The following is a 23,932-nucleotide window of genomic DNA, read 5'->3' as shown; positions in this document are numbered from 1 at the left end:
CATCAATAACATTTTCATGTCAGATAAAAAGAAGCGCAGCAAAAATTCAAACCTTCGGGTTTTTCTAACCATTTTTTTAGTGGTTGCTGCTATTTCGATTATGATTAAGTTGAATCGTAATTTTAGTTTTACGGTTAAAATACCATTAACTTTTCAGAATCTGTCTGAAGATTACATACTCAAGAAAAGCTCTACAACCTCTGTTAAAGTAACGGGTAAAGCAAGTGGGTATGATTATTTTAAATATAGATTTTTCTCTCAGGCATTTCCTATAGACCTATCAAATCTACCTAAAAACGGTAGCAGATCTTACTATGTTTTTACTGCGGAAAGTGATGCGTTAAAAGGAAGTCTAAGTGGTAGTGAAATAACAGAATTTGAACCCGATACTGTTTATTTTACTTTAGATAGAAATTATGATAAACGCGTTCCTGTAATTTCTAATTTTGAAATAAGCTATGCTCCGGGTTATGGAAGTTTTCAGGGAATGGAAATCAAACCAGACAGTATTACAGTAAGAGGTCCCGAGTCTGAGGTAGATACTATTACCAAGGTATATACGAGTGCAGAAGTTTTTGAGGATATTAGAGCATCTAAAGAAGGTAATATTTCATTGCATTTGTTTAAAAAAATACCCAACGTAGAATTACTGCCTAATACAATCGCTTATAATTTACATGTAGATAAATTTACTGAAGGTTCTGTGTCTGTTCCGCTTCAATTAATAAATGTACCGCCGCATGTGTCTGCAAAGGTCTTTCCGAAGCGTATAAATGTAATTTTTAATGTAAATGTTACCAATTATGACCGGGTAAAGTCTTCAGATTTTAAAGTAGTTGTAGACTTTGATGAGGCAGATAGCCTTTCAACCTCCCTGACACCGCAGGTTGTTGAAATACCAGAATTTGTAAGGGATGTGCGTATAAGTGAAAGTACAGTTCAATATCTTCTAGTAAAATGAAAATTGTAGGAATTACAGGAGGTATAGGAAGTGGCAAAACCACCATAGCTCGTTATTTTAATGAACGATTTGATATTCCGGTTTATTATGCAGATACTGAAGCTAAAGCACTTATGCAAACTGATGCATTAAGAAATCAGATCATCAATCTTCTAGGTGATAAAGCATATGAAAACAATATCCTCGACCGTAAATATGTAGCGTCAAAAGTTTTTAAAGATTCAAAATTACTAGAGCAACTTAATAAAATTGTACATCCTGCAGTAAAAGTGCATTTTGAAGAATGGAGTGTCGTTCAAGAAGCACCTTATGTTCTTAAAGAAGCGGCTATTCTTTTTGAAAATGGAACGCATACTTCGTGTGATTTTGTCATTTTAGTTACAGCTCCAGAAGATGTACGAATTCAACGTGTTCTTGATAGAGATCATACCAGTGTAAAAGAAATTAAGAATAGAATAGATAAACAGTGGGATGATTTTAAAAAGATTCCACTGGCAGATTTTGTTATTGAGAACATAGATCTGGAGATTAGTAAAAAAAAGGTTTTAGAAATACACCTTCAACTCTTGGCAACCCCTTTAAATACATAGCTTATTCTTGTTAACATTTGGTTAAACCAATAATCCCCTAAATGTTAAAATCATACATTTGGGCATATGAATAAAAAACTCTTTGTGCTACTTGTTGTGTTGATGAGCTTGTCCCTCATAGGCATTATATTTGTGCAGGGTTACTGGATTTCAAATAGTATAGAAGCAAAACGAGGGCAATTTGGTTTTAATGCCAAGCAAGTGCTTAATACTGTGGCTCGTGACATACAGATTAAGGAAGTAAATACCTGGTATAATCCTGTTTTAAAAATGCGTGACAGTCTGGGAATTCCAGACGATGTTAGTTTATATGATCTTATTTATAAAGAAGAAGATTCAATTACTAACGAGTCGTATGTTTTTAGAAATAGTATTGTAGAGCAGGATTACAAATTGAGTGCTCCTATTCTCGATTATGAAGTAGATAGTATCAAGTTTAAAAAATATCTTCAAAGACAATACACAGAGATTATTGATAAAAATGATCTGGATAAGGCAGAGGTAGACCGTACTACGATTTTTACCAGAATGTCTGATTTAAGTGACATCGAACGTTACAATATTGAACAGGCGGTTATGTATATTACCCGTAAAATTCCTATTCACAAACGTGTAGATACTAAAGAATTAGAGCGTTTACTCACAATGGAACTTGCTGAACGCGATATGGAGACTAATTTTGAATATGCCATATACAGTAATAATTTAGTTACTAATGTACGTTCTGAAGATTTTGATATTCAATCACCAGATCAAAATTTTAGTGTTCCGCTTTTTGCAGATAATGAAGGAAATAGTGATTATCAACTAGTTGCTAATTTTCCGGGAGAGAAAAAGTATGTCGTATCTTCTGTGATAGGTATGGGCGGCTTAAGTATCTTATTTACTTTAATTATAGTAATCGCTTACAGTAGTGCACTTCAGCAGTTAGTAAAACAGCGTCAGATTTCAGAAATCAAAACCGATTTCATCAACAACATGACGCACGAGTTTAAAACGCCAATAGCTACAATAAATTTAGCGCTTGACGCAATAAAGAATCCTAAAATAAATGGAAATCCTGAAGCATTAACCCGATATATGGGTATGATTAGGGAAGAGAATAAAAGAATGCACGCTCAGGTAGAGAACGTACTTCGTATATCAAAACTTGAGAAGAACGAGCTTGATATTAAAAAAGAACGGCTAAAACTTCACGATTTAATTGAAGATGCAATTATGCATATTGAGTTAATAGTTGAAGATCGACAGGGGTATATAAAGACCCATCTGGGTGCATTAAAAAGTTCTGTTCTCGCAAATGAGTCACATTTTACAAATGTGCTGGTAAATATTCTTGATAATGCTGTAAAATATTCTACAGATGTACCTAAAATAGATATTTATACAGAAAACCTTAAGAACTTCATTTTGATTAAAATAAAAGATCAGGGTGACGGGATGACAAAACAAGTTCAAAAGAAAATATTTGATAAATTCTATCGCGAGCACACTGGCGATATACATAATGTAAAAGGGCACGGTCTGGGTCTTGCATACGCAAAACGTATGGTAGAAGATCACGCAGGTGAAATCTGGGTACAGAGCGAAAAAGGCAAAGGCAGTACCTTTATTATTAAACTACCACTAATATCTTAAACAATGGAAACTGAAAACAAAAAAATCTTACTCGTAGAGGACGATCCGAACTTTGGGACGGTATTGAAAGATTACCTTTCAATGAATGACTACGATGTAACTCATGCAAAAAATGGAATGGAAGGATTTGAGAAGTTCAAAAAGGACGACTTTGATCTTTGTATTCTAGATGTGATGATGCCGTATAAAGATGGTTTTACTCTTGCAAAAGAAATTCGCGAAAAAAACGAGGATGTGCCTATTATTTTCCTGACTGCTAAAGCGATGAAAGAAGATGTTCTTAAAGGCTATAAAGTAGGTGCAGATGATTATTTAAATAAACCTTTTGATAGTGAAGTGCTTTTAATGAAAATTAAAGCAATCATGATGCGTAAGGCAACAGATTCTGTAGCAGATAGTAAGCAGTTTGAATTTCAAATAGGTGGTTTCTTCTTAAATTCAAAATTACGTTTCCTTACTTATAAAGAAGATGAGCAAATAAAGCTTTCTCCTAAAGAGAATGAATTATTACGTCTTTTAGCTTTACACGAGAATGACTTAATGCCTCGCGAATTAGCACTTACAAAAATATGGAGAGATGATAACTACTTTACTTCTAGAAGTATGGATGTTTATATCGCTAAATTACGTAAGTATTTAAAGCGTGACGATACAGTAGAAATACTTAACATACACGGTGAAGGTTTCCGCCTTGTGGTTAAGAGTGACGAAGAGAAAAAATAGTGGTATTTGTAAAACGCCTCTTAGTGAAGAGGCGTTTTATCTTTTATAACATCTATAATTTCTTCTACAGGTGTTTTGTAATCAAACCATAACACAGATTTATCTCTGCGATACCACGTTAATTGTCTTTTAGCAAAACGTCTCGTATTTTTTTTAATTTCTTCAATGGCGGTAGCTAGATCGTAGTTACCCTCAAAGAAGTTGAATATTTCTTTATAACCTACAGTTTGCAAAGCATTGAGGTCTTTGAGTGGGTATAGATTTTGAGCTTCTTCCACCAGACCATTTGCAATCATCAGATCTACGCGCTGATTTATACGATCGTATATAATTTCTCGATCTGCATTCAATCCTATTCTTAAAGATTGAAAATTTCTACTTATCGTATTCTTAGCTAAGAATGAAGAGTATGGTTTTGAGGTGCCTCTACATATTTCTAAGGCTCTTATAAGACGTTGCTTGTTATTTAAATCTATAGAAGCATAGTGCTTAGGGTCACGTAGCAAAAGCTCTTCCTGCAAAGCTTCAATACCTTTATCTTCTAAAAGCTGTATTAATTCTGGTCGTATTTGAATATCAACCTCAGGAAAGTGATCTAAACCATTAAGTACAGCATCTACATACAAACCAGAGCCACCCACTAAAATAGCAGCGTTATGTGTAGTGTAGAAATTGTTTAACTGTGTAATACATTCCTGTTCAAACAGACCTACATTGTAAGTATCTTGTATAGAAATATGCTGAATAAAATGGTGTTTAGCTGCTGCGAGTTCGTGAGGGTCAGGTACTGCAGTACCTAAGGTCATTTCTTTAAAAAATTGTCTTGAATCTGCCGAAAATATTTCAGTATTGAAATATTGAGCCAGTTTAATAGATAAGGCAGTCTTGCCTATTGCTGTGGGCCCTACAACAGCTATTAATGTTTTAGTCATAATGCAAGCTACTTCCGCATTTGTGGCAATATTGCGCTTCGTCCTGATGTTTTCGGGCTCCACAGTTGTGACAAACCTGAGTGTTTAGACGTAAACCTTTTTGATCAGGTTCTACAGTATCTTTTTTAGCCATTTCGGCACTTACAATACCGGTAGGTACCGCAATAATGCCATAACCTAAAACCATAATAACCATAGCTATAAACTGTCCTAAAGCCGTAACCGGCGCTATATCTCCAAAACCAACGGTGGTCAAGGTCACAATACACCAATAAACACTCACAGGAATGCTTTTAAAGCCATGTTCAGGACCTTCAACGATATACATTAATGTGCCCGCAATCACCGATAATATCATCACCGCAAATAGAAAGACCAAAATTTTAGGTCGGCTGTCTTTCAAGGCTTTGGTTAATTTATTCCCTTCACCAATATATCTTGTAATTTTAAGTATTCTAAATACGCGTAACAGTCTCAAGGCACGTATGGTAAGTAAAGCGTTTGTACCTACAATAAAAAATGACAGGTAAAGTGGAATTGTAGAAATAAAATCTATAAGACCATAAAAGCTAAAAATATAAGCTGAGGGTTTTTTTATTGATATTACTCGTAAAATATATTCTACTGTAAAGAAAATCGTAATCACCCATTCTCCAATATAGAAATAAGTGCCATACTTAATTTGCATATTAGCAACGCTTTCTAGCATTACCAAAGCCACACTTAATAAAATAAGTATTAGAAGAATTACGTCAAAAATTTTTCCCGCAGGTGTGTCTGCCTCGTATATAACCTCGTGTATTTTTGATTTCCAGGTATGTTTAGCAGGTTGTGTCAAAAATGAAAAGATTTTAGTAGGTAGTTGTTATAACTTCCAGATTTTCTGTAGAAAATTCGTTAAATGCCTCTGATTCAAATTCTAGTTCTATAACCCCGTAATCTCCTAAATCTCCGTACTTAGAGATCTCTTTTTTAGGTTTCAAAATTCTGATCGACTTAACCCATTCTGACTTTAATTGTTGAAAACCATTTTCTGTAATATTATATTTTTGGTCATTAGCAATTAAGACAATTAAAGGACGGTTCGTATGAATATGAGCAGAAACCCGACATAAATTAATAATAGAATCTTTTTTTAAGATATTAGAATTTTCTGTCTTTTGCGCTTCCTGAGCAAATAATGTTAAAGTGCTTAAACTAATGGTAAATAAAATATAAGTAAGTGCTTTCATCTAATTTATAAGTTGGTTTAAATCAACTGTTTTGATTATTTTTTTAACACGTAGATAGCTTTGAATGATGTGTTTAGCGTCAAGATTATCTTGCATAGGTGTGATTATGCGATGTAAAATTTCAGGATTATTCAGCTGAAAATTTAAATTATAGAAACCTATTCCCATAAACTTACCATCTTCAATTAAGATAAGACTGCGCTCATCTGAAGTTCTACCCCGATCAATAAGTGCAACACTACGATTTTTAAAACTGATTGAATTTATAAATTCGTCAACACGTTTATTATAATCTTCAAAACTTTCTTCTTCAAAGCAGGCTCCACTGCAGCTTTTATCTGTGCATCTGTCTTTTTGCGTATTGAGATTTGTTTTTGCTGCGCATAAATTATATTCTTCTATGATGCGCTCCAAATTTGTTTTAGCTACGTGAGCAGTCGCAAATGTTGCAATACTGTCTTTGCGTGCGTCTGCCTTTTCTATGCTCAGATTTATGTAACCTTTATCGTCTGTAAAACTTACTAATTGGGCTTTAAATTTTAATCTGCGATACGTGCGATTGTGAAGCGGTTTGTTTTTTTTAACCTCCTCGTTTTCCTTTAAAAGAGCGATAAGTTCGCTGCCGGTTTCTTCATAACTAATCGCCTGTACATCTTCCTGAATCTGTTTTGATTTGCGATTATCATTTGAAAAATGCTGGGTAACCCGTTTTTTTATGTTTCGGCTTTTGCCAATTAAAATAATTTTACCATTTGTATTATGCATATAAAAAACACCGGTTGTACTGGGTGTTTCTGCTATTAGATCCCGTAGTTTAGTGTCTATTTTCTTTTTAGGATTAAGCTTTATAGCTTCCTGAATGATTATTTTTTGACTGTCTTTTGCTAATAATAATTTAAAAAGTTTTACGGTGGCTAATGCATCTCCACTAGCACGATGACGATCTGTGATAGGTATACCCAGGTTTCTCACCAGCTTTCCTAAACTATAACTTTCCTGATCAGGTAGTAGGCTTTGAGCTAATTCTACAGTACATAAACTTTTACGTTGATAATCATATCCCAGACGATCAAATTCAAGCTGTAAGATTCTATAATCAAATTGAGCATTGTGGGCAACGATAATGCAATCCTGAGTAATCTCAATGATGCGTTTAGCAACTTCATAAAACTTAGGTGCATTGCGCAACATCTCATTATTAATGCCGGTGAGACCTACTACAAAAGCTTGTATAGGACGCTCAGGATTTACAAGACTTATAAATTGATCTACAACCTGATGCCCGTCATATTTATAGATAGCAACCTCGGTAACTCCCTCTTCATTATATTTTCCTCCTGTGGTCTCTAAATCGAGTATTGCATACATAAATTGCCTTCTATCTTAAAAACTGTATTTCAGTAATTCCTTAATTATAATTACGTTCTCCAAAAATAGCACTTCCTATGCGTACCATCGTACTGCCGTGGCTAATAGCTAATTTATAATCACCGCTCATTCCCATAGAAAGGGTATTAAAGCCGTGCTTAGTTTTAAATTGCTCATAGATTTTTTCTAATACTGAAAATTCACGTTTGAGTTGGTTTTCGTCATCAACAAAAGAAGCCATTCCCATAAGACCTATAACTTCTACATTAGGATAATTAGTCTTTAATTTATCACCGGTTAATAGTTCTATAGCTTCAGTAGGTTTCATACCAAATTTACTGTCTTCTTCAGCTATTTTAATTTGAAGCAAAACACGTATAGTTCGGTCGTTCTTTGCAGCCTCTTTGTCTATTTCTTTAAACAACTTTAAACGGTCTGCGCTGTGTATTAAACCCACGTATGGTGCCATATACTTTACCTTATTGGTTTGTACATGACCTATCATATGCCAGTCTATATCTTTAGGAAGCGAATCCCATTTATCGGTCATTTCCTGAATTTTATTTTCTCCAAAAACACGTTGTCCTGCATCATAAGCTTGTTGTAAATCTGCATTAGGCTTTGTTTTAGAGACAGCAACTAACGTAACATTTTCGGGTAAACTTTGTTTTATAGTTTTTAAATTTTCAGAAATGGAAGGCATATATATCTGTAATTATTTTGTGTAAAGGTAAGCAATTGCCTTGGGAGCGCATTGTTAGCATTTGCAAATTCAAAATGCCATTTATAGCAAGCAGTTACTTCACTTTATTAAAAATTAAATTTTTTAAAAGGAAAATAAGCTAAATCAATTTTGAATCCATCTTAAATTGCAGAAGCCCCATAAAGAATTTATGAGGCTTCTCTTTAATGAATTTTAAATTAGGCTAATTAAGGATTCTAAGCTTTTAATTTATACAAACTGTGCTGAAACCATTTCTGCCTTTCTGCTTTCACTATAATCATAAAAGCCTTCACCAGATTTGATACCTAATTTACCTGCACGTACCATATTAACAAGTAAGGGGCAAGGCGCATATTTAGGGTTTTTAAAACCGTCATACATCACTTCAAGAATAGATAAACAAACGTCAAGACCAATAAAATCTGCTAATTGTAACGGTCCCATAGGATGTGCCATACCTAGTTTCATAACGGTGTCAATTTCTGCCACCCCCGCAACATCATTGTAAAGTGTTTCTATAGCTTCATTAAGCATAGGCATTAAAATACGATTTGCTACAAATCCCGGATAGTCATTCACCGATACCGGATTTTTACCCAGCTGTTCAGATAATTTTGTGATAGTACTCAGAGTTTCTTTAGATGTGCTGTAGCCGCTAATAATCTCTACTAATTTCATTACCGGCACAGGATTCATAAAATGCATTCCTATAACCTGTGAAGGACGCTTAGTCGCTGCAGCGATCTGCGTAATTGATATTGAAGACGTATTACTTGCCAGAATTGTAGCTGGCTTACAAAATTCTTCAAGTTTTTTAAAAATATCAAGCTTGATGGTAAGGTTTTCACTTGCTGCTTCTACAACTAGATCTGCATCTTTAACGCCCTCTTTAAGTTGCGTTAAAGGCACTATATTTAAAAGCGTTTCGTTTTTCTTAGCTTCATCAATAAGTTCTTTAGAAACCTGTCTGTCAAGATTTTTTGTTATGGTTTGAATTCCATTTTTTAAAGAGTCTTCAGAAATATCAATCAGGTTGACTTTAAAGCCATTTTGGGCAAATGTATGTGCAATGCCATTGCCCATTGTGCCGGCACCTATTACAGCAATATTCTTCATTAAATAAGTTTTTTCAAATTAGCTAAAAATTGCAGGATTCCTGTAATTAGCTAAAGTAATTTATAAATTGTGTTGAATACCATAATGGTATTACTGTAAAGTTACGAATTTTTCAACGCTCCAGGCTTCAGGTTTTGCATTAAAAAGAACTTTAGTCTTGGCCCAGGTAGTTTTAAAAAGTTCACTGTTTCGATAGACTTCAAGTGCTTCAGTGCTGCTCCAATAGCTATGGGTGAAAAATATGTTTTCATTTTCGATACCATTTAAAAGCTCTAGAAATTCACAACCCTCAAATTTGCGTATGTGTTCTTTAACCTCATCAAAAAGAATTTTAAAATTCTCAATTTCTTCAGGTTTAAATTCCATTTTAACAAGACGTACTATCATAATTAGCAGACTAGAATTATTCAAAATTTACGGTTATCGTATCTCGGTAATCCAGACCAAAAAGGGTAGAAGCGCTGCCCACCGTGCTGGGGTTACTCTTGTATATTGCTAGTTCCAGGTAACCGGAAGAATTGAATAGCGCTATTTTTTTACCGTCTTCTTCGCGTTTTGTTTTTTCGATGTCAAAATTTATAGCATCACTGTATTTATCGTAGATTTTTTTAAAATGAGCACGGCGCGCCTGAATTGTAAAAACGCGGCTTTTACCTACTTCATCAAATAAACGGCGTGTAATATTTGTGATTACATTTCCGTAGTTATCTACATAAATGACATTACCTATAATCTGCTTTTGTTCATTATTAATAACAGGCATCAGTCCGGTAATTGCGCGTATTTCTTTAATAGGTTTGCCAATAACACCTAAAGTACCACCTCGCGCAATGTGACAGGCGACCTGTACAAAAACATCAAGTTCTGTGAAATTTGTCTTAATACGGTCGTGTATATTAATTTCAACAACTTCTTCAGGAACGATGGTGCGTGTAATCATAGACATAATCCCATTATTTGCACATATAAAATAGTGACCGTCTAGTTTTACTGCAATGTGTTTATTTTCTGGTGTTTGCTCAGAGTCTATACCTATAATATGAATGGTGCCGTCGGGAAAATTACGATAGGCATTTTGTATAATATATGCGGCTTCTGTTATATGAAAAGGTGACACATTATGTGAGATATCAACAATTCTGGCATCAGCCATTTCAGTATAAATAGCGCCTTTAACCGCACCGGCAAAATGGTCTTTTAAGCCGAAGTCTGTGGTTAATGTTATAATGGGCATAGGCGGTTTTGTTGATATTTTTAAAGGGTAGAGTAACTTAAATTAGTTACATTTGTTAAACACAAAACTAAAGATAATTAACTAGTTTCTTTATAAAATTCTTCCGCTTTTGAACGAACTTATCATTGAACTTTCAGAGATTACGCCAAGAGATTTTTTTGGTGAAAATAATATTAATATTGAGCTACTTAAGAGGTACTTTCCAAAATTAAAAATTGTTGCCAGAGGTAATAATATAAAAGCTTACGGCGATGAAGATCTTTTAGAAGAGTTTGATAAACGCATGACGATGCTTCTCGAGCATTTTGCCAAGTATAATAAACTTGATGAAAACTCAATAGAACGCGTTTTAACCAGTGAAAGCCGTGCAGATTATGAAACTTCACCGGCAAGTGGTGAGATTCTTGTGCACGGGGTAGGTGGTAAGCTTATTAAAGCACAAACAGCAAACCAGCGTAAAATGGTAGACCTTACACGTAAAAACGATATGGTTTTTGCGATAGGACCCGCTGGTACCGGTAAAACTTATACAGCTGTAGCTCTTGCAGTAAAAGCGCTTAAAGAGAAGCAGGTAAAACGTATTATTCTTACAAGACCAGCAGTAGAAGCAGGTGAAAATCTAGGTTTCTTACCGGGGGATTTAAAAGAAAAGTTAGACCCCTATATGCAACCCTTATATGATGCGCTTCGTGATATGATTCCACACGAAAAATTAGAGAGCTTTATTGAAAAAGGAGTAATACAAATTGCACCTATGGCATTTATGAGAGGACGCACACTTGACAATGCCTATGTGATCTTAGATGAAGCACAAAACACCACGCACGCCCAGATGAAGATGTTTTTAACTCGTATGGGCAAACACGCAAAATTTATGATTACCGGTGATCCTGGTCAGATAGATTTACCCAGACGTGTGATTAGTGGATTAAAAGAAGCATTACTGGTGCTTAAAGATGTTAATGGTGTGGGTATGATTTATTTAGATGATAAAGATGTAATACGCCACCGTCTTGTAAAAGAGGTTATAGCAGCTTATAAAGCCATAGAAAATAGAGATTAATATAGACGACTTATACTCCATGTCAAATAAAACCATCACCGATACCAATTATAATTTTCCCGGTCAGACACACGTCTATAAAGGGAAAGTACGGGAAGTTTACAGTCTTGAAAATGATCAATTAATAATGGTCGCTACAGATCGGCTGAGTGCCTTTGATGTAGTTATGCCAAAGGGAATACCGTATAAAGGTCAGATTTTAAATCAAATCGCCACAAAAATGATGCGCGATACTCAGGATATCGTTCCTAATTGGTTAGAAGCAACACCAGACCCGAATGTTGCTGTAGGTAAAAAATGCGAACCTTTTAAAGTTGAAATGGTTATTCGCGGATATATGAGTGGTCACGCTGCTCGTGAATACAAAGCTGGTAAGCGCATGCTTTGCGGTGTTGCACTTCCTGAAGGTTTACACGAGAATGATAAATTTCCTACTCCTATTATCACACCGGCAACTAAAGCCGAAATGGGAGATCACGATGAAGATATCTCCAAAGAAGATATAATTAAACGCGGTATTGTATCGGCAGATGATTATGCAGTTCTAGAAGATTATACCTATAAATTATTTCAGCGCGGTACCGAAATTGCCGCTGATCGCGGACTTATATTAGTAGATACTAAGTATGAATTTGGGAAAACTACAGATGGAAAAATTGTATTAATTGACGAGATACACACACCAGACTCTTCACGTTATTTCTATGCTGAAGGATATGAAGAACGTCAAATAAAGGGAGAAGCACAAAAGCAACTTTCTAAAGAGTTTGTACGCCAATGGTTAATTAGTAATGGTTTTCAAGGGCTAGAAGGGCAGAAGCTTCCCGTAATGAGCGATGCTTATATAGAGACGGTTTCTGAGCGCTATATTGAGTTGTATGAGAATATTACTGGAGAACCATTTGTTAAAGCAGACCTCTCTAATATAGATAAACGTATAGAAGATAATGTTTTAAGTTATCTTAACGGTTGATTTTTAGTAGATAAACAAAAAATTTAATGAACCGAAAAGCGTATTTTCCTTTTCGGTTTTTTTATTTGGAATATGGTAGAACTTAATAATTTTTTTTCAGAAGCGGCATCTTTTATATGGGGACTTCCGCTTTTGATTTTATTAATAGGTGGTGGCACCTATTTACTTATTTATTCGCGTTTTCTTCCTTTTAAATATTTTGTTCACGCAATTAATGTTTTGCGGGGTAAGTATGATAATCCTGATGATCCCGGTGAGATAAGTCATTTTCAGGCTTTAATGACGGCACTTTCTTCTACTATAGGCATGGGTAATATTGCCGGTGTTGCAGTAGCCATAGCCATAGGAGGTCCGGGAGCTGTTTTCTGGATGTGGGTAAGTGCAATTGTAGGAATGAGTACTAAGTTTTTTACCTGTACGCTTGCTATCTTATATAGAGGTAAAGACGATGCAGGAGAACTTCAGGGTGGTCCTATGTATTTTATTATGGAAGGTCTAGGCAAAGCCTGGAAACCACTCGCCATATTATTTAGTGTTGCAGGTCTGGTAGGTGCCTTACCGGTTTTTAACGTAAACCAGCTCACCCAGGCGATAAACGATATTCTGCTCGTTCCTAATGGATTTGCTAAAAGTTTTTCTACAGATTTAACTATAGGTATTGTACTTGCGGTAATTACCGGCGTTGTGGTTTTAGGTGGCTTAAACCGAATAAGTAAAACTGCATCGCGTATAGTACCTGTAATGGTAGGTCTCTATTTTATTGCTGTTCTCGCAATTTTATTTATTAATGCTTCGGAAGTGCCATTATATTTTAAGCTCATCTTTACAGATGCTTTTGCGGCTAATAACTACACAGGAGATCCTATGTTTGGTGGTGTTGTGGGAGCATTAATTGTGCTAGGAATTCGCAGAGGTGCATTTTCTAATGAAGCAGGTATAGGTACGGCTCCTATGGCTCACGGTGCAGCAAAAACAAATGAACCTATACGTGAGGGTTTGGTAGCAATGTTAGGCCCATTTATAGACACCATTATTGTTTGTACACTTACGGCATTAAGTATTTTAGTAACTGGTGTCTGGCAGACTAGTGAGGCAAATGGCGTAAGTTTAACCGCAAAGGCATTTTCTGATGCTATGCCTGGTTTTGGAGCGTACGTATTATTAATCTGTATAGCTGTTTTTAGTATAAGTTCGTTATTTTCTTACTCGTATTATGGTACAAAATGCCTTTCTTTTATATTTGGTACGAAGTATAAATACCTTTATAATTACTTTTACATAGGTAGTATATTATTAGGTGCGACTACATCATTAAGTTTAATGATTAATCTTATCGATACATTTTTTGCATTAATGGCGATTCCTACGATGCTTACTACACTTATTTTAGCTCCTAAAGTTATGGTTCGCGCCCGAGAGTATTTTAAAAAGGTAAGGGTATAATCTATTGGAAGCGTATAGCATTTAAGCTTTAACACTGCAATTTTTATAGCTTTGACCATTGTAGAAATGTACAAGTAATAACCACTCAACTATAGTTAAACGTCATTCGTCTACATTAAAACGTCAGGTTAACGTTTTTTACATGATTCAAGGTTAAGTTTTTTGCAACTTTACCCGATAACAATTTCCCATCTTATAGCTATCTAATGAAAAAACGAGTTTTATCTATATTACTTATTGAAGATGACCGTATTGAAGTCATGAAGCTAAAACGTGTTTTGAGCAAAAGTGATTTAAAACATCACTTAGTTGAAGCAAAAAATGGAGAGGAAGCGTTGACTATATTACAGGACAAAAGCAATTTGCCAGATATTATTCTTTTAGATCTCAATATGCCGAAGATTAACGGTATTGAGTTTTTAAAGATTTTAAAAAACGACTCTTACCTTAAATATATTCCTACTGTTATTTTAACAACTTCTAATAATCATAATGATGTAAAAGAATGTTATGAGATTGGTATTGCCGGTTACGTTTTAAAACCCTTAAAATACGAAGACTACGTAGAGAAAATAGAGAGTTTATTAGCGTATTGGAGTGTAAATGAACTTATACATATTTAATGAAAGGTGTAGTTTTTACTGAGTTCTTAGAACTTGTCGAAATAAAGTTTGGTATGCAGATGGTAGATGACATCATCACTGCTTCAGACCTGGAATCTGGAGGAGCTTATACCGCAGTAGGAACCTACAAATTTGGTGAGATGGTTAGCCTACTTACCCAATTGAGCAATAGAACCCAATTATCTATTGATGATTTGCTCTATACCTATGCACAGCATTTTTTCACCGTAATAAAATCAAGTTATCCTGGTTTTTTAGAGAGTTATTCAGATCCTATAGAGATGCTATCTTCTATAGAAGATCATATACACGTTGAAGTGCTTAAAATTTATCCTGATGCGCAATTACCTACATTTAAAACACTAGAAAAGTCAGAAAATACATTAACTTTAGATTATCTATCTAGTCGTGCCATGTATAGTTTTGGGTTAGGTCTAATGCACGAAACCTTTAAATTTTTCAATATAGATTTTAATATTCGATTAGAGAAACTAAAAGAAGACGGTACACACGTAAGATTTTTTATTGAAAGAAAAAATGGATACAGTAAATCTAGAAGTCTATAAGCGCATTATCGAAAGAGAGCGTGCAGCTCGAAAAATGGCCGAAAGTATTCTTGAGGCAAAATCGTCTGAATTGTATTCGATTTCTCAGGAACTTAAAAAATCTAATGATCGCTTACAATCCTCTATTTATCAAAAAAATTCAGAGTTAAAAGGATTATTTGAAAGTCTTGTTGATGCCTATGTTGTAATAGACTTAGAAGGTTATGTACTTAAGATGAATAGTGCGGCTGTAAAACTTCTAGGTTATGATGCAACTCTTGAAACTGTTTTCTTACCTAATTTAGTTCCTGCAAGCGAGAAAGATAAAGTTGCTACAGGTTTTAAAGATTTAATCAAGTCCGGTAACATCACAGACTTTAAGATTACTATCGTTACTAAAGAGCAAAAAAACTGTTTGGTACATATAAATGCAAGTGTAATTTGTGATGAAAATGGTAATATCGTTGCTGCACAGGGTATTGTGAGAGATATTACTTCAGAAGAAAAAAAGGCCCAAATAATTAAAGAACAAAAGCGCCAATTAGAGTTTATTGTTAACAGCTCTCCGCTAGGTATTGCACTAACTACAAACGGTCTAATAGATCATTGCAATGCCAGTTTTACCCGTATACTTGGTTATTCCGAAGAATATATAAAAGGAAAAAGTCTAAAATCTATTACTGTAGCTGCAGAACAATCTGATTATGAAGAGAAGAGCGCTTTACTACATCAAGGAGATTTAGATTCTTTTTCAACCACCATTAAATACATCACTAATTTAGGTGAGATCATAACCACAAAAATTAATGTAAGTAGTGTTAAAGATCATAATGATCTGAGATTACGTCAGGAGGTGGTTACTATTGAAGATGTTACAAAAGAACTCTTAGCCCAAGAAAAACTTAAAGAGTCTGAAAATAGGCTTTCTGCACTCATTCTTAAGTTACAAAGTGGGATTTTACTGGAAGACGAAAATAGAAAAGTAGTGCTCACAAACCCTATGTTTTGTGAAATGTTCGGAGTACCTATGACACCTGAAGCTATGATAGGTTTAGATTGTCAAAATGCTGCAGAACAAGCCAAAGATTTATTTATTAACCCCCAGGATTTTATTAATCGCATAGCTGAAATATTAGAAAATCGGCAATTAGTAACTGGAGACGAACTGGTTCTCAAAGACGGTAGAATATTTTCTAGAGATTTTGTTCCCGTTTATTCTAACGAAAAATATAAGGGTCATCTTTGGAGTTATACAGATGTTACACTTAACAGACGCTATAAAGATAATCTTCAAAAACAAAAAGAAAAGTACAGTAGTATTATTGCAAATATGAACCTGGGGCTTCTTGAAGTTGATATTGAAGATCGAATTTTAATGGCAAACCAAAGTTTTTGTGAACTTAGCGGCTATAGTGAAGAAGAACTTTTAGGAAAACAAGCAGCTCAAATATTTCTCAATGAAGATAGTGCCACTGTAATTAAAGAAAAACATGCTGTGCGTTCTAATGGTGTATCTGACTCGTATGAGGTAGAAGCGATCATTAAAAACGGAGAACGTCGAAACTGGTTAATTAGTGGCGCTCCTAATTTTGATATTAATGGTAAACTTATAGGAAGTATAGGTATACATCTTGATATTACAGATTTAAAAAACCTCGAGCAACAGAAAGAGTCCCTTCTAAAAACACTTGAAAAAAGCAATCAGGAATTAGAAGAATACGCACACGTGGTCTCGCACGATTTAAAAAGTCCGTTGCGCAGTATCAATGCATTAGCAAGTTGGATAAAAGAAGACAATGCAGCTATTCTTGATGCTCAAAGTTTAGAGAATTTTGATATTCTGGAAAGCACACTGGAAAAGATGGAAAATCTAATTTCAGGAATTTTAAATTATAGCAGTATTCAAATTGAGAATATAAAAGATGAGGATACAGATGTAAATGTAATTATTAAGGATATTCAAGAATTAATTTTTGTACCAGATCACATTAACATTATTACAGCTACAAATTTACCTACTATAAATGTTGATAGAACAAGGCTTCAGCAGGTTTTTCAAAATTTAATAGGCAATGCCATTAGATATAGTGATAAAGAAGAAGGTATTATTGAAATAGGTTATCAGGAAGATGCAGAATATTATATATTTTCTGTTAAGGATAACGGTATTGGTATTGAAGAGAAGTATCACGAAAAAATATTTAATATTTTTCAATCACTTACAGATCACAAAGAATCAACAGGAATTGGTCTATCTATTGTTAAAAAAATTGTCAATCTATATCAAGGTAGAATATGGGTTGAAAGCACACCTACTGTAGGTAGTACTTTTTACTTCAGCCTTAAAAAAAGTTAGCGATGCATATTCAACAGGGAAGTTTAGACAGCGAGGGGAATTGGAGTCATTTAAACAGCGATGTTTTATTAAAAAATCCGCTGGTTCTTATTTTTGCTAACAGATACGTTCTCGAAGACGAAGCAATATTTAATATAATGCGCGATCTATTTCCCGACGGGCATTTAATTTTTGGATCTACAGCTGGAGAAATATTAGGTTCTCAAGTAAACGATGGCGGACTTGCATACACAGCTATTGAATTTGAGAAGTCGTCATTCAATATACTTTCAGAAAACATACTCAATCATAGTAAAGATGCGGTTGCAGCCGGTAAGGCTTTAGGTCTCAAAGTAAATAAAGAGGGTCTCAAGCATATTTTTGTAATTTCTGAGGGAAGCTTTGTAAACGGTAGTGAGCTAATTAAAGGTATAGAAAGTGTTTTACCAGATGAGGTCGCTATAACGGGCGGACTTTGTGGTGATGATGCACGATTTAACAGAACACTTGCAGGATACAATAAGCCGGCGGCTGAAGGAGAAATTATAGGTATTGCGCTTTACGGTCAAAGTTTAGAAATAAGCTTCGCCAATTATGGGGGTTGGTTTCCTTTTGGTCCAGAACGTATTATAACTAAGTCTAAAGGCAATGTTCTTTATGAATTAGATCATAAACCGGCATTAGATCTTTACAAATCCTATCTGGGTGATAAAGCCGCAGAGTTGCCCACATCTTCTTTATTCTATCCTCTAAGTGTGCAATCTCAATTAAAAGAAAGACCATTAGTGCGTACCATTTTAACAATTGATGAAGCCGAGAATACGATGATTCTAGCGGGAGATGTTCCCGAAGGTTCTAAGGTTAAATTAATGATGGCTACCGTAGACGGTATAATTGATGGGGCTTGTGAAGCAGCAAAAGAAGCCACTAAAAACCGGAAGACAGACGCCCAGTTAGCGATACTCGTTAGCTGTGTAGGTCGTAAACTGGTGATGCATCAGCGAGTAGAAGAAGAGGTAGAAGAAGTTATTGAGGTTATAGGTAAACAGGCAGTTGTAAGCGGTTTTTATAGTTATGGGGAGATGGCGCCGTTCTCAGATAATAATCAATGTGAGTTACATAACCAGACGATGACGTTAACCTTAATAAGTGAATAAATGAACACACTCTTAAACAGGCAAATACGTAAGCACTTATTAAGTAAGGGAATTGAAGTTAACGCAGAGCTTAATTCATTTTTAAGTGCAGTTGACAGCTCATACACGAATTATGAAGAGCAGTTGGTTATGGTACAACGCGCCATGTCTTTAAGTTCAGACGAACTTTCTGCTGCTAATCTTAGTCTTAAAAAAGAGATGAGCCAGCAACAAGAAATTATACAAAGTCTAACTAAAACTATTGCTACACTTCATAAATATGGTAATAACGACACTCCCGTAAATGTAGCAGATAATGTAGATGTAGAAAATGATGGTCTGGAGCTTGCTCGTGTTATAGATAATCAAACACGTGAGATTATTGCTTCTAATGAACAACGCGATAAATTGCTGGAAGAGTTAGAACGACAAAATAAAGAGCTTAATGATTATGCACATATTGTTTCTCACGATCTAAAATCACCTTTAAATAGCATAAATGCGCTAACAAGCTGGATTATTGAAGATTATAAAGGTATTTATGATGATAACTGTGGAATAAATTTAAATTTAATTTTAGAACACGTTGAGCATATGAATAGTTTGATTGAAGGTGTCCTGGAGTATTCAAGTATAGATAAAAATCAGGGAGAATCTTATGAGGTAGATTTGAATGAAATGTTGATGCGTTTAATCACAAATATGAGTATACCAGACCACTTTACTATTACTGTAAATAGTAAACTTCCTGTGGTTACCGGTAACTCCTACCGTTTCCAACAACTGTTTCAGAATTTAATTCAAAACGCAATAAAATACAACGACAAAGAATCTGGTACGATATCAATTGATTTTATAGAACTAGATACAAATTTTCAATTTAGTATAGCAGATAATGGTATAGGCATTGAAGCTAATTATTTTGATAAAATTTTTCAGCCCTTTCAAACATTAGAAAATGATTTTAAGTCAAAAGGTATAGGTTTATCTATAGTTTTAAAAATTATTAAATTTTATAAGGGTAGTATTTGGCTTGAATCTGAATTAAACACGGGAACGACGTTCTATTTTACCTTACCGAAACATTATGATGGAAAAGCCTGATTTAGAGAAAATAAAGCAAATAGCAGGTGATAGCGATGAACTCGTACAGCAATTTATCGCAATTATAAAAGAAGAACTTCCGCAGGAAATAAAACTTTACAAAACACATCTTGAACATAAGGATTATTTAAAATCTGCCGAAGATGTACACAAATTAAAACATAAAATAAGTATATTGAATCTAAGTTTGGGATATGAGCTGGCAATTGCATATGAAAATGAATTGCGTGCCGGTAATGCTGAATCTGCGCTTGTCTTTGAGAATGTTCTTACAGCAATGACGCAGTTTATAGAAAAATTTTAAAAGCATATTTTATGAATTGTATTATAATAGATGATGAGGCATTAGCACGAGCGATCATAAGCAGTCACTGCTTAAAAGCCGAAGATCTTAATATAGTTTCAGAATTTGATAATGCCATTGCAGCTATAAAATATCTAAATCAACATACTGTAGATTTAATATTTCTAGATATTCATATGCCAGATTTTACGGGTTTTGATTTTATACAAACATTAAAAAATCCGCCTAAAATAATTTTGACTACTTCAGACCGCAACTTTGCAATTGAGGCTTTTGAGTACGAGTGTATTGTAGATTATTTAGTAAAACCGGTAGAACTCCCTCGTTTTTTAAAGGCGGTTGAGAAATCTAGGCAGGTACAGGCAGCTGTTGCATCAACTGCTATAGAACAGCCGCAGTCTAGTGCTAAAGAATCTAAAAGTGAAGAAGGTTCAGACTTGTATGTAAATATTGACCGTAGATTAATAAAAATCAACTTTGATAGTATTCTAATTATTGAAGCAAAAGGCGATTATATACTTATAAAAACAGAAACAAAAAACTACACCGTTCATTCTACATTGAAGAAAATTGAGGATAAACTACCAGATAGTAAATTCTTAAAGATACACAGGTCGTTTGTAATTAACTTTCATAAGATTATAGATATAGAAGACAATAGCGTTTTAATCGCTAAGGATGTCATACCCATTAGCCGTTCTAACAGGCCGATACTTATGAAACGTCTTAATTTACTTTAAAGAGTAAAACCTACCACTGGTCTACACTTAAAAACCATCTAACGAATTCTTGAATTTCAATTTTGAATCTTCTCTAAATTTGGATTAAATACCAGATTATGAGAACACAATCTCTTGTCATATTCTTAAACACGCTATTCAATAACGCGGCAAAACGCTGTTGCTTAGATAGTTTTATAATTTCTAAAGTAAGACTTTGAAGACTTTAGGAGATGGTATATGGATTCAGAATTTTAATTCGGGTTCCTATTTATTCACGGAAAATATTCCGTAGTAAATACAATTACAAAATGTAATCATTCAGCTTTATCTGATGATTTTGATTTTATAGTTTAGTTAGTTGGTTTGTTTTTTTAAGCAGCGTTTGGAGAGGCGCTGCTTTTTTTATGTCTATAATTAATAATTTAGGATAGCTAAATAGTTTAAAGTATATAGTATTAATAACGTAACCACCGTACTCACAAAAATAGATCCCTGCCAGAAATAAAGTCTAGAACCCCATTGTTTGTGATTTTTAGCTCCTAGAATATTTATGTTATAAGTGCTTATAATTTTCCAATAAAGTACAGTGACAACTAAGAAAATAGCTACTGCCAATATTACAATCCAGATCGAACCCATATTTTTAGTTTAGATAAATATAAGAATTTAATCATTAAGCGTTTATTATTAAGGTAATAGGGTTTTTTAAAAAAATTGAGCTTAAATCAAAACCTTATGGGTAGAGCACTTTATATTATAGACATCAAGTCTGTTCTAGTACCTCACTGTAGGCTTTACAGTCAATGCACATGCTCTAAATTTTCGTTTCTTTTAGCTAAATTATAATAAAAGAATCTGAACTTTAGTCTCTAATATTTTTTTCTATTAAAGTAAAAAGCCTGTTGTTTTCTAGAAGAGGAAACAACAGGCTTTTTAGATTCTAGACATTAATTCAATTTAAACGGCTATTTTAGAAAGTTTATTTCTTAAATATGGGTTTGTCAAATGGTAACCAGCGAACGAGTAGACCTACTTCGCCAAATTCAAATCCACTTGCGAGTTCAGAAGCGATATTACTGTACTTGCCGTATGCTGAAATTTGCAACTGCGACGATGCTGCATAAGTGAGGTTTAGTTCTGCTCTAAAAAGTGAAGTACTTTTTAAATCTTCTACAAATTGATATCCACCGGCAGCAATTGCGTGAATATTGAATTTGTTTATTTTCTGAAGCATTAAGTCTGCAAAAATCTCTGTTGCCTGGTATTTTGACGGACTAAAATACAATTCATTAATCTGTTCCTTATAGCCTAAATACTGGTAGTTAAAACCCATTTTTAATGCAGGTTTTTTTGTTAAGCCGTAGTATAGTGATGTAAATAAAAGATTACGGTTGTTTTTGTCAGACTGAGCCGTATAAATCATTGAAGTGTACCATCCCAGGCGGGTTGTTATACCCCAATTGTAATTAAGTAAATAGTTGTTTAATGCAATTTTTTCTTCAATCAACTGGGCGTTAAAATTTTGTAATTCACGTTTGTAGCCTATTTCTAAATTTTGACGTATAAACGGTTTTGTTTTAAGACTAATACTTGCTTGCCAGTCTGTATAATCCCGGTCAAATGTAAGTGCTTTAATTAAACCAGCACTCGTTTGTAAATCATAACCGGGAGCAAATTGATAATTTAGTTTAAGTCCCATTTCGTAGGCTTGAGCTTCCTGACCACTAATGCCATTTTTTGTTATGCGATAGCCATAATTAGCTTCGGTTTGAAAGGATGTTGACAGCGGTAATGCTGCGTTAAAACCATAACTGTATGCTGTATTTTCCCCGTTGTCTTTAGTGATTGAAGCACGTGCTCCCAGAACCGGTGCGTAGGTAAGATCTAAGGTTTTAACTAATCCCTTAGCATCTGTCTGACCTTCATAAAATTCTAAGGTCTTATTTGCATAAGCATAAGATTTTAAAGGTTCGTCGTTTGCGCGATACGCGTTTGCAATTCCTAAATTCCCATCAAAAGATGTTGTATCCTGAGCTAAAATAGTTTGATAGGTTGTAATTGATGTTTTAAAATCTCCTGTGTACATACCCAGCATAGCCTTTAAAGCCAGTATAGATTTATTAGTAGGATATTGAGTTACTAAATTTTCAATTTTAGATTGAGCCTCCTTGTATTTAGCATTCCATATTAAAGCTTGCATATAGCGTTCTGCCGCAGGAATAAATACCAGAGAATCATTTTTGAATTCCTGTGCCATTTTATAGGCCCCAGTGGCAGTACTCAAAGCCGATTTTTCATTTTCAGCAAGGTGATGTAACAGTGAGATTCCAATCTTACCTGTTATGCTATCTTTTTTAGATCCTGTAAAACCAGTATAGATAGCAGTAGCATCTGCAAAATTCTTTTCTTTCAAATAAATATTAAGCTGATTAAGCTGTGTATCGCGATCTCTAGGAAAATCTACCAGATTAGAATCGAGTAGAGCAAGTGCAGATGCAGTAGCACCTTGTTTAGCTAGTTCTCCGGCTTTTCCCAGCCGTATATATTTACGGGAAACCAAAGCGTTAGGATTGCCGGGACTTACCTCAAGCGCACGCTTTATATAATCTAATGCCGGGTCGTATTTTTTTAAGTTAGAAAGTGTGTTTGCATAACCAAGTAGGGCTCCAAAGTTTGTGGGATTTTTTACAACTAAATTTTTATAGTAAGGAGCAGCTTCCTCAAATTTTGAGTTCCATAATAAGGCTTCAGCATAATTTAATTCTATTTCTAAATCATTAGGAAATTCAACAAGCATTTTTTCAAAAAGTGATAATGCTTCTGCAGGATTACTTCCTAAACCTAAGGCACGTGCATAACACAATTGTGCGGTTTTATTATCGGGGTATTGTTTTAATAGTTGGGCAAAGAAAACTTGTGCTTCGGCATTTTTGCCTTCCTCTAAATAAGTAAAGCCTTCCTGCATGTCTTGTGCAGTGGTAGTAAAGATTGTAAAAAAAAGAATAACGAGTGTAATTGTAAATTTCATGACTTCGATTTGGTTGATGCAATTTAGGGGTATAATTGCCAATTTTAATCTATAGCGTATAACCATTCATCTATACTTATCTGCCACTCACGGTATTTGTGCATATCAGCGTTCTTGTTAAATCAAAACTACAGCTTT

Annotated in this window: 24 protein-coding genes; 14 read left to right on the top strand and 10 right to left on the bottom strand. The window is 34.5% G+C overall.

Going from position 1 to position 23,932, the window contains the following annotated elements; translation table 11 throughout:
* Positions 1-16 precede the first annotated feature (16 nt).
* The 4 genes from P164_RS06800 (at position 17) to P164_RS06785 (ending at position 3,912) form a co-directional block, all read left to right on the top strand.
* The gene (locus P164_RS06800) at positions 17-961 is read left to right on the top strand and encodes a CdaR family protein (RefSeq protein WP_028375685.1); all 945 of its coding nucleotides are present in this window, start codon (positions 17-19) and stop codon (positions 959-961) included.
* On the top strand, positions 958-1,551 hold the full coding sequence (gene coaE, locus P164_RS06795; protein ID WP_028375684.1) for a dephospho-CoA kinase: 594 nt from the start codon (positions 958-960) through the stop codon (positions 1,549-1,551). Before P164_RS06800 ends, coaE begins: the two co-directional genes overlap by 4 nt.
* Before the next feature lie 66 nt (positions 1,552-1,617).
* Positions 1,618-3,189 carry a sensor histidine kinase gene (locus tag P164_RS06790; RefSeq protein WP_028375683.1) on the top strand — a complete coding sequence of 524 codons (1,572 nt, stop codon included), beginning with the start codon at positions 1,618-1,620 and terminating at the stop codon, positions 3,187-3,189.
* A gap of 3 nt (positions 3,190-3,192) precedes the next feature.
* Complete coding sequence (locus P164_RS06785) at positions 3,193-3,912, top strand: response regulator transcription factor (RefSeq protein ID WP_028375682.1); 720 nt, start codon at positions 3,193-3,195, stop codon at positions 3,910-3,912.
* A gap of 20 nt (positions 3,913-3,932) precedes the next feature.
* Here the strand turns inward: P164_RS06785 and miaA are convergent, their stop codons facing one another.
* The 8 genes from miaA to P164_RS06745 all read right to left on the bottom strand — a co-directional run bounded on the left by miaA (position 3,933) and on the right by P164_RS06745 (position 10,518).
* A complete protein-coding gene (gene miaA / locus P164_RS06780) occupies positions 3,933-4,844 on the bottom strand; it encodes a tRNA (adenosine(37)-N6)-dimethylallyltransferase MiaA (protein ID WP_028375681.1) in 912 nt (303 codons plus the stop codon).
* Entirely contained in the window at positions 4,837-5,682 is an 846-nt protein-coding gene (locus tag P164_RS06775) for an ion transporter (protein WP_028375680.1), read from the bottom strand. Before P164_RS06775 ends, miaA begins: the two co-directional genes overlap by 8 nt.
* Before the next feature lie 13 nt (positions 5,683-5,695).
* Positions 5,696-6,076, bottom strand: a complete 381-nt coding sequence (locus P164_RS06770) for a hypothetical protein (protein ID WP_028375679.1) — start codon at positions 6,074-6,076, stop codon at positions 5,696-5,698.
* Positions 6,077-7,444 carry an exonuclease domain-containing protein gene (locus P164_RS06765; RefSeq protein WP_028375678.1) on the bottom strand — a complete coding sequence of 456 codons (1,368 nt, stop codon included), beginning with the start codon at positions 7,442-7,444 and terminating at the stop codon, positions 6,077-6,079. It abuts the gene before it with no gap.
* A 40-nt stretch (positions 7,445-7,484) separates the two neighbouring features.
* Positions 7,485-8,147: a YggS family pyridoxal phosphate-dependent enzyme gene (locus P164_RS06760; RefSeq protein ID WP_028375677.1), complete on the bottom strand. Its 663-nt coding sequence runs from the start codon at positions 8,145-8,147 to the stop codon at positions 7,485-7,487.
* Positions 8,148-8,396: 249 nt separating this feature from the next.
* Entirely contained in the window at positions 8,397-9,284 is an 888-nt protein-coding gene (locus P164_RS06755) for a 3-hydroxyacyl-CoA dehydrogenase family protein (protein ID WP_028375676.1), read from the bottom strand.
* Positions 9,285-9,374: 90 nt separating this feature from the next.
* On the bottom strand, positions 9,375-9,671 hold the full coding sequence (locus tag P164_RS06750) for a putative quinol monooxygenase (RefSeq protein WP_028375675.1): 297 nt from the start codon (positions 9,669-9,671) through the stop codon (positions 9,375-9,377).
* 16 nt (positions 9,672-9,687) lie between these two features.
* A complete protein-coding gene (locus tag P164_RS06745; protein WP_028375674.1) occupies positions 9,688-10,518 on the bottom strand; it encodes an S-adenosyl-l-methionine hydroxide adenosyltransferase family protein in 831 nt (276 codons plus the stop codon).
* A 109-nt stretch (positions 10,519-10,627) separates the two neighbouring features.
* Here P164_RS06745 and P164_RS06740 point away from each other — a divergent pair, with 109 nt between their 5' ends.
* The 10 genes from P164_RS06740 to P164_RS06695 all read left to right on the top strand — a co-directional run bounded on the left by P164_RS06740 (position 10,628) and on the right by P164_RS06695 (position 20,784).
* Entirely contained in the window at positions 10,628-11,581 is a 954-nt protein-coding gene (locus tag P164_RS06740; protein WP_028375673.1) for a PhoH family protein, read from the top strand.
* A 19-nt stretch (positions 11,582-11,600) separates the two neighbouring features.
* Positions 11,601-12,554, top strand: a complete 954-nt coding sequence (locus P164_RS06735) for a phosphoribosylaminoimidazolesuccinocarboxamide synthase (RefSeq protein WP_028375672.1) — start codon at positions 11,601-11,603, stop codon at positions 12,552-12,554.
* Positions 12,555-12,626: 72 nt separating this feature from the next.
* Positions 12,627-13,997, top strand: coding sequence for an alanine/glycine:cation symporter family protein (locus tag P164_RS06730; RefSeq protein WP_028375671.1), 1,371 nt, complete (start codon positions 12,627-12,629; stop codon positions 13,995-13,997).
* A gap of 206 nt (positions 13,998-14,203) precedes the next feature.
* Positions 14,204-14,620, top strand: coding sequence for a response regulator (locus P164_RS06725; protein WP_028375670.1), 417 nt, complete (start codon positions 14,204-14,206; stop codon positions 14,618-14,620).
* Positions 14,620-15,186, top strand: coding sequence for a heme NO-binding domain-containing protein (locus P164_RS06720; protein ID WP_028375669.1), 567 nt, complete (start codon positions 14,620-14,622; stop codon positions 15,184-15,186). Before P164_RS06725 ends, P164_RS06720 begins: the two co-directional genes overlap by 1 nt.
* Positions 15,158-17,521: a PAS domain-containing sensor histidine kinase gene (locus tag P164_RS06715; protein WP_028375668.1), complete on the top strand. Its 2,364-nt coding sequence runs from the start codon at positions 15,158-15,160 to the stop codon at positions 17,519-17,521. Before P164_RS06720 ends, P164_RS06715 begins: the two co-directional genes overlap by 29 nt.
* Positions 17,522-17,523: 2 nt before the next feature.
* Positions 17,524-18,657, top strand: coding sequence for an FIST signal transduction protein (locus P164_RS06710; protein WP_028375667.1), 1,134 nt, complete (start codon positions 17,524-17,526; stop codon positions 18,655-18,657).
* Positions 18,658-19,740, top strand: coding sequence for a sensor histidine kinase (locus P164_RS06705; RefSeq protein ID WP_028375666.1), 1,083 nt, complete (start codon positions 18,658-18,660; stop codon positions 19,738-19,740).
* Positions 19,724-20,044 carry an Hpt domain-containing protein gene (locus P164_RS06700; protein ID WP_125411759.1) on the top strand — a complete coding sequence of 107 codons (321 nt, stop codon included), beginning with the start codon at positions 19,724-19,726 and terminating at the stop codon, positions 20,042-20,044. Before P164_RS06705 ends, P164_RS06700 begins: the two co-directional genes overlap by 17 nt.
* A gap of 11 nt (positions 20,045-20,055) precedes the next feature.
* Positions 20,056-20,784, top strand: coding sequence for a LytR/AlgR family response regulator transcription factor (locus P164_RS06695; protein ID WP_028375664.1), 729 nt, complete (start codon positions 20,056-20,058; stop codon positions 20,782-20,784).
* A 396-nt stretch (positions 20,785-21,180) separates the two neighbouring features.
* Here the strand turns inward: P164_RS06695 and P164_RS06690 are convergent, their stop codons facing one another.
* Positions 21,181-21,405, bottom strand: a complete 225-nt coding sequence (locus tag P164_RS06690; protein ID WP_028375663.1) for a hypothetical protein — start codon at positions 21,403-21,405, stop codon at positions 21,181-21,183.
* A 340-nt stretch (positions 21,406-21,745) separates the two neighbouring features.
* Positions 21,746-23,794, bottom strand: a complete 2,049-nt coding sequence (locus tag P164_RS06685; protein WP_035899391.1) for a tetratricopeptide repeat protein — start codon at positions 23,792-23,794, stop codon at positions 21,746-21,748.
* Between the last annotated feature and the right edge of the window lie 138 nt (positions 23,795-23,932).

Origin of the sequence: Leeuwenhoekiella sp. MAR_2009_132, assembly GCF_000687915.1 — a bacterium.
In the GTDB taxonomy this organism is placed as follows: domain Bacteria; phylum Bacteroidota; class Bacteroidia; order Flavobacteriales; family Flavobacteriaceae; genus Leeuwenhoekiella.
The sequence above is the reverse complement of the archived record's forward strand: the minus strand, read 5'-3'. Positions and strand labels throughout refer to the sequence as shown.